Here is a 15,161-nt window from a genome sequence, read left to right on the forward strand (position 1 = left end):
GAACCTCCGTCGGCTCTGGCCCAGGACATAGCGCCCTGGGGGTGGACGGCCACGGACGTTACCCACCGGTACGGGGCTCGGGATAGGGGGTGGCGCCGAGATGTTCGGTGCGTCACACACCACGGGACTGTCACCAGCAGGGTAGTCCACGCACCCGGCTGCCATGCGGGAGACGCAGGTCCAAGGGGGTGCGCGCGGGCCCTCCGCGCGCCGGGGCGCGGGTCCTAGGGTGGCCTCATGCGAGTCCATGTGGTGAGCGACGTACACGGCAACAGCCGGGACCTGGCCGCGGCCGGCGAGGGCGCGGACGCACTGGTCTGCCTGGGCGACCTCGTGCTGTTCATCGACTACGCCGACCACACCCGCGGCATCTTCCCCGACCTCTTCGGGGCGGAGAACACCACCCGGTACGTCGGGCTGCGCACCGCGCGCCGCTTCGACGAGGCCCGTGAGCTGTCGGCCCGGCTCTGGGCCGACGTGGACAAGGCCGGGGCGGTGGAGGCGGCCGTGCGGCGCCAGTACGCCGAGCTGTTCGCGGCCTTCCCCACCCCCACGTACGCCACCTACGGCAACGTGGACCTCCCCGCGCTGTGGCCCGAGTACGCCGGTGAGGGCACCACCGTCCTGGACGGGCGGACGGCCGACATCGGCGGCCTGCGCTTCGGCTTCGTCGGCGGCGGGCTGCCCAGCCCGATGCGCACGCCCTTCGAGGTCGACGAGGAGACGTACGCGGCCAAGGTCGCCGCCCTCGGCGAGGTCGACGTGCTGTGCTCCCACATCCCGCCCCTGGTGCCCGAGCTGTGCTACGACACCGTCGCCCGCCGCTTCGAGCGCGGCAGCGAGGCGCTGCTGGAGGCCGTTCACGCGGTGCGGCCCCGGTACGCCCTCTTCGGCCACGTCCACCAGCCCCTGGTGCGGCGCACCCGGATCGGCCGGACCGAGTGCGTGAACGTCGGCCACTTCAACGCCACCGGCAGGCCCTGGGTCCTGCAGTGGTGACGGCGCCGGGCGGACGGGAACGCGGGCGGGAGGGGGAGCACGCGGGGAGGCGGGGGCGGGCGGGACGCCGCGTCCGCGCGCGGTAGCCTTCCCCCGCAGACGGCGGCGGACCACGAGCCGGGCGCAGCAACGCGGAGGAGCCACAGGGATGGCCGAGCACACCAGGTCGAGCATCATCGTCGAGGCGGCACCGGCCGAGGTGATGGAGGTGATCGCCGACTTCGAGCGCTACCCGGAGTGGACCGGCGAGGTCAAGGAGGCCGAGGTGCTCTCCACCGACGACCGCGGCCGGGCCGAGCAGGTGCGGCTGCTGCTCGACGCCGGGGCCATCCGGGACGAGCACACCCTCGCCTACGAGTGGGCCGGTCCCGAGGAGGTCCGCTGGTCCCTGGTGAGGTCGCAGATGCTGCGCACCCTGGACGGCGTGTACCGGCTGCGGGCCCTGGACGGCGGCAGCCGCACCGAGGTGACCTACCAGCTCACCGTGGACGTGAAGATCCCCATGCTCGGCATGATCAAGCGCAAGGCCGAGAAGGTCATCATCGACCGCGCTCTGGACGGGCTGAAGAAGCGCGTCGAGAGCGGAGCCAAGTCCTGAGCGCGGAGGGCGTCCGGACGCGCACGGTCCTGGTCACCGGCGGCGGGGGCAGCGGCCGTACCACCGTCGCCGCCGCCACCGCGCTGGCGGCGGCCCGAAGCGGCCGCCGCGCACTGCTGCTCAGCGCCGAGGACCCGGCCCTGCTGGAGGCGCTGTTCGGCGCGGACGGCGCGGGCGGGGCGGACCGTACGGACGCGGACCGTACGGACGGGGAGGGAGCCCCCCGCGAGGTCGCGCCCGGCCTGGTCCTGTCCCGCCTCGACTCCGGCGCCGACTTCCGGGCCCGCGCCGTCGCCCTCCAGGAGCGCGCCCGCTCCGCGCTGGACCTGCTGGGCGCCGAACCGCTGGACGACGACGAGCTGGCCGAGCCGCCCGGGGCCGACGCCTTCGCCCTGCTGCGCGCCCTGCGCGCCGCGCACGACCCGGCCGGGGGCGGCCCGTACGACGTGGTCGTGGCCGACATGCCGCCGGTCGGGCGGGCCCTGCGCACCCTGGCGCTGCCCGAGCACACCCGGCGCTGGCTGCGGCGGCTGCTGCCGCCCGAGCGGCAGGCCGCCCGCGCGCTGCGGCCGGTGCTGGCCCAGCTCGCCGGGGTGCCGATGCCCGCCCGATCGCTCTACGAGGCCGCCGGCCGGCTGGACCGCGAACTCGCCGCGGTGCAGGCGGTGGTCGAGTCGCCGGGGACGACCGTACGGCTGGTCGTCGAGCCCGGTCCCGCCGCCGTCCGCGCCCTGCGCGCCGCCCGGGCCGGACTCGCGCTGCACGGCCTGGCGCTGGACGCCGTGGTCGCCAACCGGCTGCTGCCCACCGCCTCGCCCGATCCCTGGCTGGCGGGCCTGGCGTCCCGCCAGCAGAAGGCGCTCAAGGAGCTGCTGGGCGACTGTCCGGACGGCTCGGCGGACGTGTGCGAGCTGCCGCACCTGGGCCGGGAGCCCCAGGGCGCGGCCGACCTCGGCGAACTGGCGGAGCGGATACCGCCGCCCGCCCCCGCCCCGGGCGGGGACCGGGCCGAGGGGCCGTGGACGGTGGAGGACCGGCTGGTGGACGAGGGCGTCCTGCTGTGGCGGCTGCCGCTGCCCGGCGCCGTCCGCGAGACGCTCTCCCTGGTGCGCCGCGGCGACGAGGTCGTCGTCACCACCGGGCCGTTCCGCAGGGCGCTGCCGCTGCCCGCCGCGCTGCGCCGCTGCGCGGTGGCCGGAGCCCGGCTGGCCGACGGCGAGCTGACGGTGCGCTTCGAGCCCGAGCCCGGGCTGTGGCCCGCGCGGGACTGAGCGGGCCAGGGCAGGGCAGGACAGAGCGGGGCAGGACCGAGCGGGACAGAGGCGGGACCGGGAAGCCCGACGCCCCGGGCGCCGCCGGGGCGTTCGGGTAACGTCGAGGAGGAGGGGGCCCGTCCGCCGGACGGTCCTCCGCCGCACGCCGCGGACCGCCGCGGCCCCCGTCGCAGCCACCGCCCCAGGAGCCCGCCATGAGCGATGCCACCGAGCGCCCCTCCCACGCAGACCCCGGCGCCGATTCCGACGCCTGGGCCACCGCCTGCGAGGAGGACCTCGCCGCCGAGCGCGAGCGCCGCCGCGAGCGGTACGGGACCCCGCCGGGGAGCGCCGCCGAGGAACTGCTCAAGCTGGCCGAGGCGGTCACGGGGAAGCTCGCCGAGCTCGGCGGGCCGCTGGCCGGCCCCGCCGCCCGGGGTGCGGTGCGGCAGTTCGCCCAGTTCGCCGACCGCGCCAGAGCGGCGGTGGAGCCCGTCGTCGAACGCAACCCGCAGGTCTTCGACCACCTCGCCGCCGCAGGCGGCGAACTGCTGGCCGCCTACCGCGCCGCGGTGGCGGACCAGGAGGGGCGCTGGACCCGTGCGGGAGCGGGCGGCGGCGCGGCGGAGGACGGCGGCACGGCCCGGGAGGAGGAGGACGACAGGAGCCGGAGCGGGAAGAGCGAGGACGACAGGAGCCGGGGCGGCGAGGGTGAGGGTCCCGCCGGATCCCAGCGGATCGATCTCGACTGACCTCCGCCGCGCTCCCGCCCCGTCCGGATTCCGGCCGAACCCGTCCGGAATCCGACCGCTGCCCCTCCGGGCGCCCTCCGGACAGTGCCCGGACACCGTTCGGGCAGTGTTCACGCCTTGTACGGACCGGGTTGGGTTTCGCAGTCGGTCCGTTCAAGCCTCCGCCCTCCGGTACGGTTGTGCACAGCGGGGATCGACCGAGTAACTGAGGGACACATGGGACTCACCATCGGCGTCGACATCGGCGGTACGAAGATCGCGGCCGGCGTGGTCGACGAGGAGGGCGCGATCCTCGAGACCAGCACGGTGCCCACCCCGCCCACCGCCGAGGGCGTCATCGACGCCATCGCGGAGGCGGTCCGCACCGTCAGCACCGGGCACGAGGTCGAGGCGGTCGGCATCGGCGCCGCCGGCTACGTCGACGACAAGCGGGCCACCGTCCTGTTCGCACCCAACATCAAGTGGCGCAACGAGCCGCTCAAGGACAAGGTCGAGCAGCGCGTCGGCCTCCCGGTCGTCGTCGAGAACGACGCCAACGCCGCGGCCTGGGGCGAGTACCGCTTCGGTGCTGGGCAGGGCCACGACGACGTCGTGTGCATCACGCTCGGCACCGGGCTGGGCGGCGGCATCATCATCGGCGGGAAGCTCCACCGCGGACGGTTCGGCGTCGCGGCGGAGTTCGGCCACGTCCGGGTCGTCCCCGACGGCCTGCTGTGCGGCTGCGGCAGCCAGGGCTGCTGGGAGCAGTACGCCTCGGGCCGCGCCCTGGTCCGGTACGCCCGCCAGCGCGCCAACGCCACCCCCGAGAACGCGAAGATCCTGCTCGCCCTGGGCGACGGGACCCCGGAGGGCATCGAGGGCCGGCACATCAGCCAGGCCGCCCGGCAGGGCTGCCCGGTGGCCGTCGACTCCTTCCGCGAGCTGGCCCGCTGGGCCGGAGCGGGACTGGCCGACCTGGCCTCCCTCTTCGACCCCGCCGCGTTCATCGTCGGCGGCGGGGTCTCGGACGAGGGCGACCTCGTCCTCGAACCGATCCGCAAGTCCTTCCGCCGCTGGCTGGTGGGCAGCCAGTGGCGCCCGCACGCCCAGGTGCTCGCCGCCCAGCTCGGCGGCAGGGCCGGCCTGGTGGGCGCGGCCGACCTGGCCCGCCAGGGCTGACGGCGCGGGGGCGCGGGTGAGCCAGGCCGCCGGGAACGGAGACCTCCCCGGGAACGGAACCGGGCCCGAATCCGGGCCCGGAGCCGGCTCCGGGCCCGGGTGCGCGGCGCCCGGGGAGCTGCCCGCGTCCCGCACCGGACCCGACGGCTCGGCCGTCGTCCGGCTGATGAGCTACAACATCCGCTCCATGCGCGACGACACGCAGGCGCTGGCCCGGGTCGTCCGGGCCTGCGCGCCCGACGTCCTCTGCGTCCAGGAGGCGCCCCGCTTCTTCCGCTGGCGCAAGTACGCGGCCCGCCTCGCCCGGGAGACGGGCCTGGTCCACGTCACGGGCGGGGCGACCGCCACCGGACCGATGATCCTGTCCTCGCTCCGCGCCCACGTGGAGCGCAGCGAGGACGTACTGCTGCCGCGCACCCCCGGCCTGCACCGCCGCGGCCTGGCCACGGCGGTGCTGCGTTTCGGTCCCGCGGCCCGGCTGGCGGTGGTCTGCTGCCACCTCAGCCTGGCCGAGAGGGAGCGGTACGCCCAGGCCGGGATGGTCCTGGACCGCCTGGCGGACATGGGAGTGGAGGCCGGGGTGGTGGCCGGCGACCTCAACGACGAGCCGGACGGCCGGGCCTTCCGCCGTCTTGCCGCCGCGCTCCAGGACGGCTGGGCCACCAGGGCGTGGGGCGGCGAACTCACCTCGACCGCGGCCGAGCCCCGCAAGCGCATCGACGCGGTGCTGGCCACCGGGGCGGTGGAGGTGCTGGGCTGCGGTGTGCCGGCCGGCCTGCCGGGCGTCGCCGACGCGGACCTGAGGGCGGCCACCGACCACCTGCCGGTCCTGGCCGCCCTGCGCGTACCCGCCGCGTAGCCCGGATCCCCGGGCCTTCCCGTACGGGCCGGGCCCTCCCCACCGGTCCGGCCGGCCCGTCAGACCACGGCGCCGCGCCCCGGATCCCCGAAGTCGTCGTCCTCGTCGTCGCGCATCCGCATCACCAGCGCCGCGAAACCGCCCAGGAACCCGCCGATGCCCAGGGTGGCGATCCACCACGTCACCGGCTGCTGGAACAGGATGGTCAGCATCAGCAGCAGCGGGCCGCCCAGGACCGCAAGCCAGGCGAAACGGCTCGCGGGGTCCCCCTTGGGCAGCGGCGGGGGCTCGGGCGGCACGAAGTGGCCCTCGTCGTCCTCGCCGAGATCGCCGTCGGACGGCTCGGCCGGACTCCAGTCGCGCGGTCCGGAACCGGCCGCGTACACGGTGAAGCCTCGCACCGGGGGGTCGCCGGTCTCCGGTCCGGAGCGCTCGCCGTGCCCCTCGCCGTCCCCGCCGGGTCCTTCGGCCCCGCCCTCCTCGTCGCTTCCGCCGGACCGGCCGCCGCGCCGCTCCTCCTGCGGGGAGCTCGCGGGCTCCTCCCCGTAGGCGGCCACGATCTGGGCCCAGGCGGCCTCCTCGTCCAGGGGCTCCGGGCCCTCGCCGCGGCCCTGCTCACGCTCCGTCACGTGCCGTCTTCCTCGCTGTGAGGCGGGTGATGAATCCGTAGGAGTCCGCGAAGATCCGCTCCGCGTCGTGGTCCAGCGTGGCCACGTGCAGGCTCCGCTCCAGCACCGTCTCGGTGACGTCGCGCGAGGAGACCCGCTCCAGGATCAGCGCCGAGTCCGAGGGGGAGACGACGTGGTCCACGCGGCTGTGCAGGAGCAGCAGCGGCCGGGTGACCCGGGGCAGCTCCCCGCGCACCGTCCGCAGCAGGTCGTACAGGGAGTGGGCGGCGTGCAGCGGCACCCGGTCGTAGCCCACCTCCACCGCGCCCTCCCTGGCGATGTCGCCGGTGACGCCCCGGGTGGAGGGGATCAGATGGCGCAGGACCGGCAGCGCGTACCCCTGGATCCGCGGGAGGGTGGCCGCCGGGTTGACCGCCACGACCCCGCTGACCGCGTCGCCGTGCAGGGCGGCCAGCCGCAGCGCGAGTGCCCCGCCCATCGACAGGCCGCAGACGAAGACCTGATCGCAGCGCTCGCGCAGCCGGCGCAGTTCGAGTTCGACGGTCGCGTACCAGTCCTGCCAGCCGGTGACCGCCAGGTCCTGCCAGCGCGTGCCGTGGCCGGGCAGCAGCGGCAGCGAGACGGTCAGGCCCCTGTCGGCCAGATGGCGGGCCCAGGGGCGCATCGACTGCGGGCAGCCGGTGAAACCGTGGCACAGCAGGACGCCGACATCGCCGCCGTCGTGGCGCAGCGGTTCGGCACCGGGGAGCAGGGGCACCGTGGATCTCCGTTCGGTGGTCGACTCGGTGGGGCGCCCGGCACGGGCGGGGTGCTGCCACCCTACGCGTGCGCGCGGTGACCGGGTAGGCCGGACGGCCCGCGCGGGAGCGGAAGCGGGAAGGGGATGCGGTCCCGGCGGGATATGGTCTTACCGGCAGACACAGGAGGTTCCTCGGTTGTTGTACGGCGTCATGAAGCTCTCCCTCGGGAACGGGCTCAGGCTCGCGTTCCGTCCCTGGGTGGAGGGGCTGGAGAACATCCCGGCCGAGGGGCCGGCCATCCTCGCGAGCAACCACCTGTCGTTCTCCGACTCCTTCTTCCTGCCCGCCGTCCTGGACCGCAAGGTCACCTTCATCGCCAAGGCGGAGTACTTCACCACCCCGGGCGTCAAGGGCCGGCTGACGGCGGCGTTCTTCAAGGGCATCGGCCAGCTCCCGGTGGACCGCTCGGGCGGACGGGGCGCGGGCGAGGCCGCGATCCGCAGCGGCATCCAGGTGCTGGAGCGCGGTGAGCTGTTCGGCATCTACCCCGAGGGCACCCGCTCCCCGGACGGCCGCCTCTACCGCGGCAAGCCGGGCGGACTGGCCCGGGTGGCGCTGGCCACCGGCGCGCCCGTCATCCCCGTCGCGATGATCGACACCGAGAAGATCCAGCCGCCGGGCAAGGTAGTCCCGAAGCTGATGCGGCCCGGCATCCGGATCGGCAGGCCCCTGGACTTCAGCCGCTACCAGGGCATGGACGGCGACCGCTTCGTCCTGCGGTCGATCACCGACGAGGTCATGTACGAGATCATGAAGCTGTCCGGCCAGGAGTACGTCGACATGTACGCCACGGCCGCCAAGCGGCAGATCGCCGAGCGGGAGAAGGCGGAGAAGGCCGAGCGCGCCGCGCGGCACCGGGACGGGAGGACGCGCGGGGGCGGCGGCGCCCGGGAGGACGGGGAGCCCGGGGGAACCGGGGGGCCCGGGAAGGCCGCCGGTGGCGGCGGGGGCGACGACAGAGCGGCCTAGGAGCCGCCGGGGGAGGTACGGGGGCGTGGCGATGGCCGCGGGGATGTCCGTCGAGCAGCCGCTGTGGAGGGCGCTGACGGCCTACCGGGTGCTCACCATGGGATACGCGCTGGCGCTGTACGCCCACGCGTACGGCGAGTACGTCCATCCGCTGGGCGCGGGCGCCTACCTCGCCGTCCTGGCGGTGTGGACGCTGGCGACCGTCCGCCGGGTCTCCTCGGCCGAGCGCTGCACCCCGCCCTTCCTGGCGGTGGAGCTGGCCGTCGCGCTCGCCGGCATCCTGCTGACGCCGGTGGTGGACACCCAGGCGCGCATCGAAGCCGGCGGCCCCACCCTGCCGTCGATATGGACGGCGGGCGCGGTGCTCGGCTTCGCGGTCAAGAGCGGCTGGCGCCGGGCCGCGGCGGCCTCACTGCTGGTCGGCGCCGCCAACGTGGCCGCGGCGGGCGGCTTCGCGCAGGACACCGTGCACAACGTGCTGCTGGTGTGCATCGCGAGCATCGCCATCGGATACGTCGTCGAGGTGGCCCGCGCCAGCGAGCGCACCCTGGCGCGCGCGCTGCGGATCGAGGCCGCCACCCGCGAGCGGGAGCGCCTGGCCCGGGACATCCACGACAGCGTGCTCCAGGTGCTGGCCATGGTGCAGCGCCGCGGCACCGCCGTCGGCGGCGAGGCGGCCGAACTGGGGCGGCTGGCGGGGGAGCAGGAGGCGGCGCTGCGCGCGCTGGTCTCCAGCGGTGTGGCGCCCGAGCCCTCCGCGCCCCGCGCCGGGGCCTTCGCCCCGGGCTCCGCCGCGTCCCCGGCCGCCGTGCCGCCGCAGGGCGGGGGCGCGGCGGCCGGGGACGCGGGCGGGGAGAGCGATGTGCGCGCCCTGCTGTCCGCGTACGCCGGGAACAGGGTCTCCTTCGCCGAGCCCGGCGCCCCGGTGCGGCTGCCCGCGGCGGCCGCCCGGGAACTGGCCGCGGCGGTCGGCGCCGCCCTGGACAATGTGCGCACACACGCACGAGGACCGTCGGGCGAGGAGGCGCGGGCGTGGATCCTGCTGGAGGACGAGCCGGACGCCGTGGTGGTGACCGTGCGGGACGACGGGCCCGGCATCCCGCCCGGACGGCTGGAGGACGCGGAGGCCGAGGGCCGCATGGGCGTGGCGCTGTCCATCCGCGGCCGGCTGCGGGACCTGGGCGGCAGCGCCGAGCTGCTGTCGGTGCCGGGACAGGGGACGGAAGTCGAGTTGAGGGTGCCCAAGCGATGACGAGTACGACCGATGGGAACGGCGGGCGCGGCGAGGGGGCCGTACGGGTGATGGTCGTCGACGACCACCCGATGTGGCGGGACGCGGTCGCCCGGGACCTGGCCGAGGCGGGCTTCGACGTGGTGGCCACGGCCGGGGACGGCCCCCAGGCGGTACGCCGGGCGCGGGCCGCCGAGCCGGACGTCCTCGTCCTCGACCTCAACCTGCCCGGACTGCCGGGTGTCGAGGTGTGCCGGCAACTCGTCGGCCCGGGACCCGGGGGCGAGCCCACCGGCCCCCGGGTGCTGGTGCTCTCCGCCAGCGGCGAGCACGCGGACGTGCTGGAGGCGGTGAAGTCCGGGGCGACGGGCTATCTGGTGAAGTCGGCGAGCACCCGGGAGCTGCTGGAGGCCGTACGCCGCACGGCGGAGGGGGACCCGGTGTTCACACCGGGGCTGGCCGGACTGGTGCTCGGCGAGTACCGGCGGCTGGCCGGCGACCCCGCGCCGCGCGGACGCGACGAGCCCGGCGCGCCCCGGCTGACCGAACGGGAGACCGAGGTGCTGCGGCTGGTCGCCAAGGGGCTGTCGTACAAGCAGATCGCCGAGCGGCTGGTCATCTCGCACCGCACCGTGCAGAACCATGTGCAGAACACCCTGGGCAAGCTCCAGCTCCACAACCGGGTGGAGCTGGTGCGCTACGCGATCGAGCGCGGCCTGGACGACGCCTGACCGCCGCCGCACCCGCCACGCCCGCGGCCTGCTGTCAGCCGCCCGCCGTCGGCCGTCCGCCGTTCCCTCCGGCGTTCCGCCGCACCGGCCGTCCGTACCGCCGCTAACGTGGCCGGGGCGGCCGGCCGGTGGTTCCGCCGGATCGGGGGAACCCGCCGCGGGAGACCGGAAACCGGAGGAGCAGGCGGTGAAGGGAGACTCATGCGGGTCGGAGTGCTGACCGGCGGCAGCGACTGCCCCGGACTCAACGCGGTGCTGCGCGCGATCGTCCGCAAGGGGGTGCAGGAGTACGGCGACGAGTTCACCGGATTCCGCGACGGCTGGCGCGGTGTGCTGCGGGACGAGACCGTGCCGCTCGACATCCGGGCCGTGCGCGGCACCCTGCCGCGCGGCGGCACCATCCTCGGTTCCTCGCGCACCAACCCCCTGGAACAGGACGACGGGGCCGACCGGGTGCTGGGCACCCTCGCCCGGCACCGGCTGGACGCCCTGATCGTGGTCGGCGGGACCGCCACGCTCGGCGTCGCGGCCCGGTTCGCCGAGGACCACGGCGTCCCCCTGGTGGGCGTGCCCAAGACCATCGACAACGACATCCCGCTGACCGACTACACCGTCGGCTTCGACACCGCCGTCGGCGTCGCCACCCAGGCCATCGACCGGCTGCACACCACCGCAGAGTCCCACAAGCGGGTGCTGGTGGTGGAGGTGATGGGGCGCAGCGCCGGATGGATCGCCCTCCACTCCGGCCTGGCGGGCGGGGCCAACTGCATCCTCATCCCCGAGCAGCCCTTCGACGTGGGGCAGGTGTGCGAGTGGGTCGAGTCCCGCTTCCGGGCCACCTACGCCCCGATCGTCGTCATCGCCGACAGCGCCCTGCCGGAGTCGGGCGAGATCACCCTGCGCCGCGGCACCACGCCGCTGCCGGGCGCGGATCCCCGCGCCCGGCTCTCCGGGGTGGGCGAGTGGCTGGGCAGGGAGATCGAGCGGCGCACCGGCAAGGAGTCCCGCACCACCGTGCTCGGCTACATCCAGCGCGGCGGCGCCCCCAGCCCGTTCGACCGCTGGCTGGCCACCCGCTTCGGCCTGCACGCCGTCGACGCGGTGCACCAGGGCGACTGGGGCTCGATGACGGCGCTGCAGGGCACCCGGGTCACCCGCGTACGGCTGGCGGAGGCGACCTCCTCGCTGAAGACGGTCGATTTGTCGCTGTACGAGGAGGCCGGGGTCTTCTTCGGCTGACTCCCGGTCCGGCCCGGTCCGGCTGACCCCCGGTCCGGCTGACCCCCGGCCCGGCGGATCCACCGCGCCGGGCCGGACCGCGCCGGGCCGGCAGGCCCTCAGACCAGCACGGCGGCCAGCAGATCGGCCGTGATCCGGGCCCCCTCCAGCGTCAGCACCGACTCGGGGTGGAACTGCACCCCGGCGAAGTGCGGCCCGCGCAGCGCGTGGACGTCCCCGCGGGCCGGGTCGCGGCTGAGCTCCACCCCGTCCGCGGCCAGCTCCCGCTCCCGCGCCGCGTCGCAGCGGGCGGTGTAGGAGTTGTAGAAGCCGACGGTCCGCTCCGTGCCGAACAGGTCGATCCGCTCCTGCGCGCCCTGGTACGGCTCGTCCTTGCGCACCAGTTCCAGGCCCAGCGCGGCGGCGATCAGCTCGTGCCCCAGGCAGACCCCCAGCAGACCGTGCCGGTGGCCGCGCAGCAGCTCGGCGGCGAGCGGGCGCAGCACCCGCATCTTCGGGTCGGCGGCGTCGCGCGGATCGCCGGGGCCGGGGCCGAGCACCACCGGGCCCCGGTGGGCGAGCACGGCCTCGCGCAGCCCGGGCTCGTCGTACCGCCGCACCACCACCTCCAGGCCGGTGGAGCGCAGCAGATGGGCCAGCATCGCGGTGAAGGAGTCCTCGCCGTCCACCACCAGCGCCCGGCGGCGCACCGCGCCGGGGGCGGCGCCGGGCGCGGGCGTGCGCATCCGCAGCCAGAACGGGGCCAGGTCCGCGCGCCGCGCGTCGAGCGCGGCCCGCACCCGCGGGTCGTCCGCCAGGCGCGGTCCCGCAGCCGGACCCGCCGGAGCGGCCAAACCCGCCGTTACCGCCGGAGAGCCCGGGCCGGTCCGCACCCCCAGCGCGGCCAGCACCCCGGCGGCCTTGGCGTGGGTCTCGGCGACCTCGCCCGCCGGGTCCGAGGCGCGTACCAGCGTGGCTCCCACCGGGACCCGCACCTCGCCGGTGGCCGCGTCGATGTCGGCGGTGCGGATGAGGATGGGGGAGTCCAGCGTCTGCGCACCGCCGCCGTCCCGGCCGATCAGCGCCAGCGCGCCCGCGTAGTAGCCGCGCCCGCCCTCCTCGTGGCGCCGGATCACCCGGCAGGCGTTCTCCACCGGGCTGCCGGTGACGGTCGCGGCGAACATCGTCTCGCGCAGCACCTCGCGGACGTCCCAGGTGCTGCGGCCGCGCAGCTCGTACTCGGTGTGCGCCAGATGGGCCATCTCCCGCAACCGAGGCCCGACCACCACCCCGCCCATGTCGCCGACGGCGCACATCATCTTCAGCTCCTCGTCGACCACCATCGACAGCTCCTCGGTCTCCTTGCGGTCGCCGAGGAACTCCAGCAGGCCCTCCGCGGACGGGCCGCCGGCCGGATAGCGGTAGGTGCCGCTGATCGGGTTCATCACCACCGTCCCGCCGCTCATCCGCACGTGGGCCTCGGGGCTGGCCCCCACCAGGGTGCGCTCGCCGGTGTGCACGGCGTACGTCCAGTACGCACCGCGCTCCCCGGCCAGCAGCCGCCGGAACAGCGCCAGCGCGTCGGCCCTGCCGTAGCCCTCGATCACGCCCCGGTAGGTGCGGCGGACGACGAAGTTGGCGCCCTCGCCGGTACCGATCTCGTCCTCGACCACCCGGCGCACGATCTCCTCGTACGCGCCGTCGCTCACGTCGAAGCCCCCACCGGTGACGCGGACCGCGTGACCGGGCAGGGCGGCCTCCAGCGCGTCCAGGGGCACCCGGTGGATCTCGTCGGGCACGAGCACGGACAGCGGAGTGCCGTCGTCGGCCGCCTCGAAGCCGCGTTCGCGGATCTGCCGGAACGGCACCAGGACGAGGGCGGCCGGCCCGTCGGCGGGGATGTCGGCCAGCCGCTCCGCCTCGCGGACCGGCCCGATCAGCACCTCGACGGTGCGCCCGTCCCGGCCGGGGGTGCGGCGCAGCAGCAGGGCGAAGGGCGGGCAGTCGCCGGCCAGCAGGCGCTCCACCAGGGCGCTCGCGGTGACGGTGCCGGGGGTGCCGGGGGCGTCGGCGGAGCCGGGGGCTCCAGGGGCTCCGGGGGTGTTCGCGCGGTCTCTCACAGCGGGTTCGTTCCTTCCTGTCGGGGGAGGGAACGGCCCGCGCGCCGGCCGCCGGCGCGGACGCGGAAGGCCGCCCCTCGGGCGGCCTTCGCGTCGTACGGATCAGTGCACGCGTCGGTGGGCCGCCGGGGAGGCGGGCCACCACCAGGCTGCGGCCGTCGCGGCCGGCACCGTCGTCTGCGCGTGCATGCCCCGCACCCTACCCCCGCCCCGCCCGCCCCCGCAGGTTCCGTCTCACCCATCGGTCAGGCGGGCTGAGCGGCCGACCCCACCCCGTAACCTGGACGCGTGACCGTGAACGCCAAACCCGACGCCGGTGCCCGCACCTGGCGAGACCTACCCGCGGCGCAGCAGCCCGAATGGCCGGACTCCGAGGCTCTGCGCGATGTGATCGCCGAGCTCGAGTCCTATCCGCCGCTCGTCTTCGCCGGCGAGTGCGACCAGCTGCGCGCCCGCCTGGCCTCCGTGGCCAAGGGCGAGGCGTTCCTGCTCCAGGGAGGCGACTGCGCCGAGGCCTTCGACGCCGTCTCCGCCGAGCAGATCAGGAACAAGCTCAAGACGCTGCTCCAGATGGGGGCCGTACTCACCTACGCCGGGTCCGTGCCGGTGGTGAAGGTGGGCCGGATCGCCGGGCAGTACAGCAAGCCGCGCTCGAAGCCGACCGAGACCCGCGACGGGGTGACCCTGCCCTCCTACCGGGGCGACTCCGTCAACGGCTTCGAGTTCACCCCCGAGGCCCGCACCCCGGACCCGCAGCGGCTCAAGCGGATGTACCACGCGTCCTCGGCGACGCTGAACCTGGTGCGCGCCTTCACCACCGGCGGTTACGCCGACCTGCGCCAGGTGCACGCCTGGAACCAGGACTTCGTGAAGAACTCCCCCTCCGGCCAGCGCTACGAGGCGCTGGCCCGGGAGATCGACCGGGCGCTGAACTTCATGAACGCCTGCGGGGTGGACCCGGAGGAGTTCAAGACGGTGGAGTTCTACGCCTCGCACGAGGCGCTGGTCCTCGACTACGAGTCGGCGCTGACCCGGGTGGACTCCCGCACGGGGAACCTGTACGACGTCTCCGGCCACATGGTCTGGATCGGCGAGCGGACCCGCCAGCTGGACGGCGCGCACATCGAGTTCGCCTCCCGCATCCGCAACCCGATCGGGGTCAAGCTCGGCCCCACCACCACGCCCGAGGACGCCCTGACGCTGATCGACCGGCTGGACCCGGACCGCGAGCCGGGCCGGCTGACCTTCATCACCCGGATGGGGGCCGACAAGATCCGCGACCGGCTCCCCACCCTGGTGGAGAAGGTCACGGCCTCCGGCGCGCAGCCGGTGTGGGTGTGCGACCCGATGCACGGCAACACCTTCGAGGCCGCCAGCGGGCACAAGACGCGGCGCTTCGACGACGTGCTGGACGAGGTCAAGGGCTTCTTCGAGGTCCACAAGGGCCTGGGCACCCACCCGGGCGGCATCCACGTGGAGCTGACCGGCGACGACGTCACCGAGTGCGTGGGCGGCGGCGACGAGATCTTCGTCGACGACCTGCACCAGCGCTACGAGACCGCCTGCGATCCGCGGCTGAACCGCAGCCAGTCGCTGGACCTGGCCTTCCTGGTGGCGGAGATGTACCGGGACCAGTGAACGGCGGGCGCCGGGCGCACCACCGGGTGCCGGAGCACACCGGCACACAGCGGCGGCCGGGGGGGGCGGGGGGGCCCCCCCGGGCCCCCCCCCCCCCCGCCCCCGCCCCGCGCCCGCGCCCCCCCCCCCCCCGCGCCGGGGGGGGGGCCGCGCCCGGGGGGGGGCCCCACGCAGGGGGGGGTGGGGCGCAGCACCCCCCGGGGGGT

General features: G+C 75.5%; 14 protein-coding genes. 11 read left to right on the forward strand and 3 right to left on the reverse strand.

What is annotated here, in order from left to right; genetic code table 11:
• The first annotated feature begins 237 nt into the window (after positions 1-237).
• The 6 genes from ACW69E_RS11840 to ACW69E_RS11865 all read left to right on the forward strand — a co-directional run bounded on the left by ACW69E_RS11840 (position 238) and on the right by ACW69E_RS11865 (position 5,619).
• The gene (locus ACW69E_RS11840) at positions 238-999 is read left to right on the forward strand and encodes a metallophosphoesterase family protein (protein ID WP_457498132.1); all 762 of its coding nucleotides are present in this window, start codon (positions 238-240) and stop codon (positions 997-999) included.
• Between the two features lie 148 nt (positions 1,000-1,147).
• Positions 1,148-1,597 (forward strand): SRPBCC family protein, encoded by a 450-nt coding sequence (locus ACW69E_RS11845; protein WP_279948159.1) that lies wholly within the window; start codon positions 1,148-1,150, stop codon positions 1,595-1,597.
• A 29-nt stretch (positions 1,598-1,626) separates the two neighbouring features.
• Positions 1,627-2,868 (forward strand): ArsA family ATPase, encoded by a 1,242-nt coding sequence (locus tag ACW69E_RS11850; RefSeq protein ID WP_457498152.1) that lies wholly within the window; start codon positions 1,627-1,629, stop codon positions 2,866-2,868.
• 197 nt (positions 2,869-3,065) lie between these two features.
• Positions 3,066-3,602, forward strand: coding sequence for a DUF5304 family protein (locus ACW69E_RS11855; protein ID WP_457498133.1), 537 nt, complete (start codon positions 3,066-3,068; stop codon positions 3,600-3,602).
• A 216-nt stretch (positions 3,603-3,818) separates the two neighbouring features.
• On the forward strand, positions 3,819-4,760 hold the full coding sequence (locus ACW69E_RS11860; protein WP_237880830.1) for an ROK family glucokinase: 942 nt from the start codon (positions 3,819-3,821) through the stop codon (positions 4,758-4,760).
• A 166-nt stretch (positions 4,761-4,926) separates the two neighbouring features.
• A complete protein-coding gene (locus tag ACW69E_RS11865) occupies positions 4,927-5,619 on the forward strand; it encodes an endonuclease/exonuclease/phosphatase family protein (protein ID WP_457498134.1) in 693 nt (230 codons plus the stop codon).
• Positions 5,620-5,678: 59 nt separating this feature from the next.
• On the opposite strand, the gene ACW69E_RS11870 is transcribed toward ACW69E_RS11865, so the two are convergent.
• Together ACW69E_RS11870 and ACW69E_RS11875 are read right to left on the reverse strand one after the other, a co-directional pair.
• A complete protein-coding gene (locus ACW69E_RS11870) occupies positions 5,679-6,248 on the reverse strand; it encodes a hypothetical protein (protein WP_457498135.1) in 570 nt (189 codons plus the stop codon).
• A complete protein-coding gene (locus tag ACW69E_RS11875) occupies positions 6,235-7,005 on the reverse strand; it encodes an alpha/beta hydrolase (protein ID WP_457498136.1) in 771 nt (256 codons plus the stop codon). Before ACW69E_RS11875 ends, ACW69E_RS11870 begins: the two co-directional genes overlap by 14 nt.
• A 193-nt stretch (positions 7,006-7,198) precedes the next feature.
• Between ACW69E_RS11875 and ACW69E_RS11880 the strand changes: the two genes are divergently transcribed.
• The 4 genes from ACW69E_RS11880 to ACW69E_RS11895 all read left to right on the forward strand — a co-directional run bounded on the left by ACW69E_RS11880 (position 7,199) and on the right by ACW69E_RS11895 (position 11,218).
• Positions 7,199-8,017, forward strand: a complete 819-nt coding sequence (locus ACW69E_RS11880; protein ID WP_457498137.1) for a lysophospholipid acyltransferase family protein — start codon at positions 7,199-7,201, stop codon at positions 8,015-8,017.
• 31 nt (positions 8,018-8,048) lie between these two features.
• A complete protein-coding gene (gene macS, locus ACW69E_RS11885; RefSeq protein WP_457498153.1) occupies positions 8,049-9,269 on the forward strand; it encodes a MacS family sensor histidine kinase in 1,221 nt (406 codons plus the stop codon).
• The gene (locus ACW69E_RS11890) at positions 9,266-9,979 is read left to right on the forward strand and encodes a response regulator (RefSeq protein ID WP_457498138.1); all 714 of its coding nucleotides are present in this window, start codon (positions 9,266-9,268) and stop codon (positions 9,977-9,979) included. The genes macS and ACW69E_RS11890 overlap by 4 nt, the downstream gene beginning before the upstream one ends.
• Before the next feature lie 201 nt (positions 9,980-10,180).
• Complete coding sequence (locus tag ACW69E_RS11895; RefSeq protein WP_457498139.1) at positions 10,181-11,218, forward strand: 6-phosphofructokinase; 1,038 nt, start codon at positions 10,181-10,183, stop codon at positions 11,216-11,218.
• A gap of 98 nt (positions 11,219-11,316) precedes the next feature.
• On the opposite strand, the gene ACW69E_RS11900 is transcribed toward ACW69E_RS11895, so the two are convergent.
• On the reverse strand, positions 11,317-13,224 hold the full coding sequence (locus tag ACW69E_RS11900) for an anthranilate synthase family protein (RefSeq protein ID WP_457498154.1): 1,908 nt from the start codon (positions 13,222-13,224) through the stop codon (positions 11,317-11,319).
• A 381-nt stretch (positions 13,225-13,605) separates the two neighbouring features.
• On the opposite strand from ACW69E_RS11900, the gene ACW69E_RS11905 reads away from it, so the two are divergent.
• On the forward strand, positions 13,606-14,955 hold the full coding sequence (locus tag ACW69E_RS11905; protein ID WP_457498140.1) for a class II 3-deoxy-7-phosphoheptulonate synthase: 1,350 nt from the start codon (positions 13,606-13,608) through the stop codon (positions 14,953-14,955).
• Positions 14,956-15,161 lie beyond the last annotated feature (206 nt).

This window comes from Streptomyces sp. SS8 (assembly GCF_054072955.1).

Coding starts and splice junctions, on each gene's coding strand:
- ACW69E_RS11860 (WP_237880830.1), top strand. CDS start 3,819: ATGGGACTCACCATCGGCGTCGACATCGGCGGTACGAAGATCGCGGCC.
- ACW69E_RS11845 (WP_279948159.1), top strand. CDS start 1,148: ATGGCCGAGCACACCAGGTCGAGCATCATCGTCGAGGCGGCACCGGCC.
- ACW69E_RS11880 (WP_457498137.1), top strand. CDS start 7,199: ATGAAGCTCTCCCTCGGGAACGGGCTCAGGCTCGCGTTCCGTCCCTGG.
- ACW69E_RS11890 (WP_457498138.1), top strand. CDS start 9,266: ATGACGAGTACGACCGATGGGAACGGCGGGCGCGGCGAGGGGGCCGTA.
- ACW69E_RS11865 (WP_457498134.1), top strand. CDS start 4,927: ATGAGCTACAACATCCGCTCCATGCGCGACGACACGCAGGCGCTGGCC.
- ACW69E_RS11855 (WP_457498133.1), top strand. CDS start 3,066: ATGAGCGATGCCACCGAGCGCCCCTCCCACGCAGACCCCGGCGCCGAT.
- macS (WP_457498153.1), top strand. CDS start 8,049: ATGGCCGCGGGGATGTCCGTCGAGCAGCCGCTGTGGAGGGCGCTGACG.
- ACW69E_RS11840 (WP_457498132.1), top strand. CDS start 238: ATGCGAGTCCATGTGGTGAGCGACGTACACGGCAACAGCCGGGACCTG.
- ACW69E_RS11895 (WP_457498139.1), top strand. CDS start 10,181: ATGCGGGTCGGAGTGCTGACCGGCGGCAGCGACTGCCCCGGACTCAAC.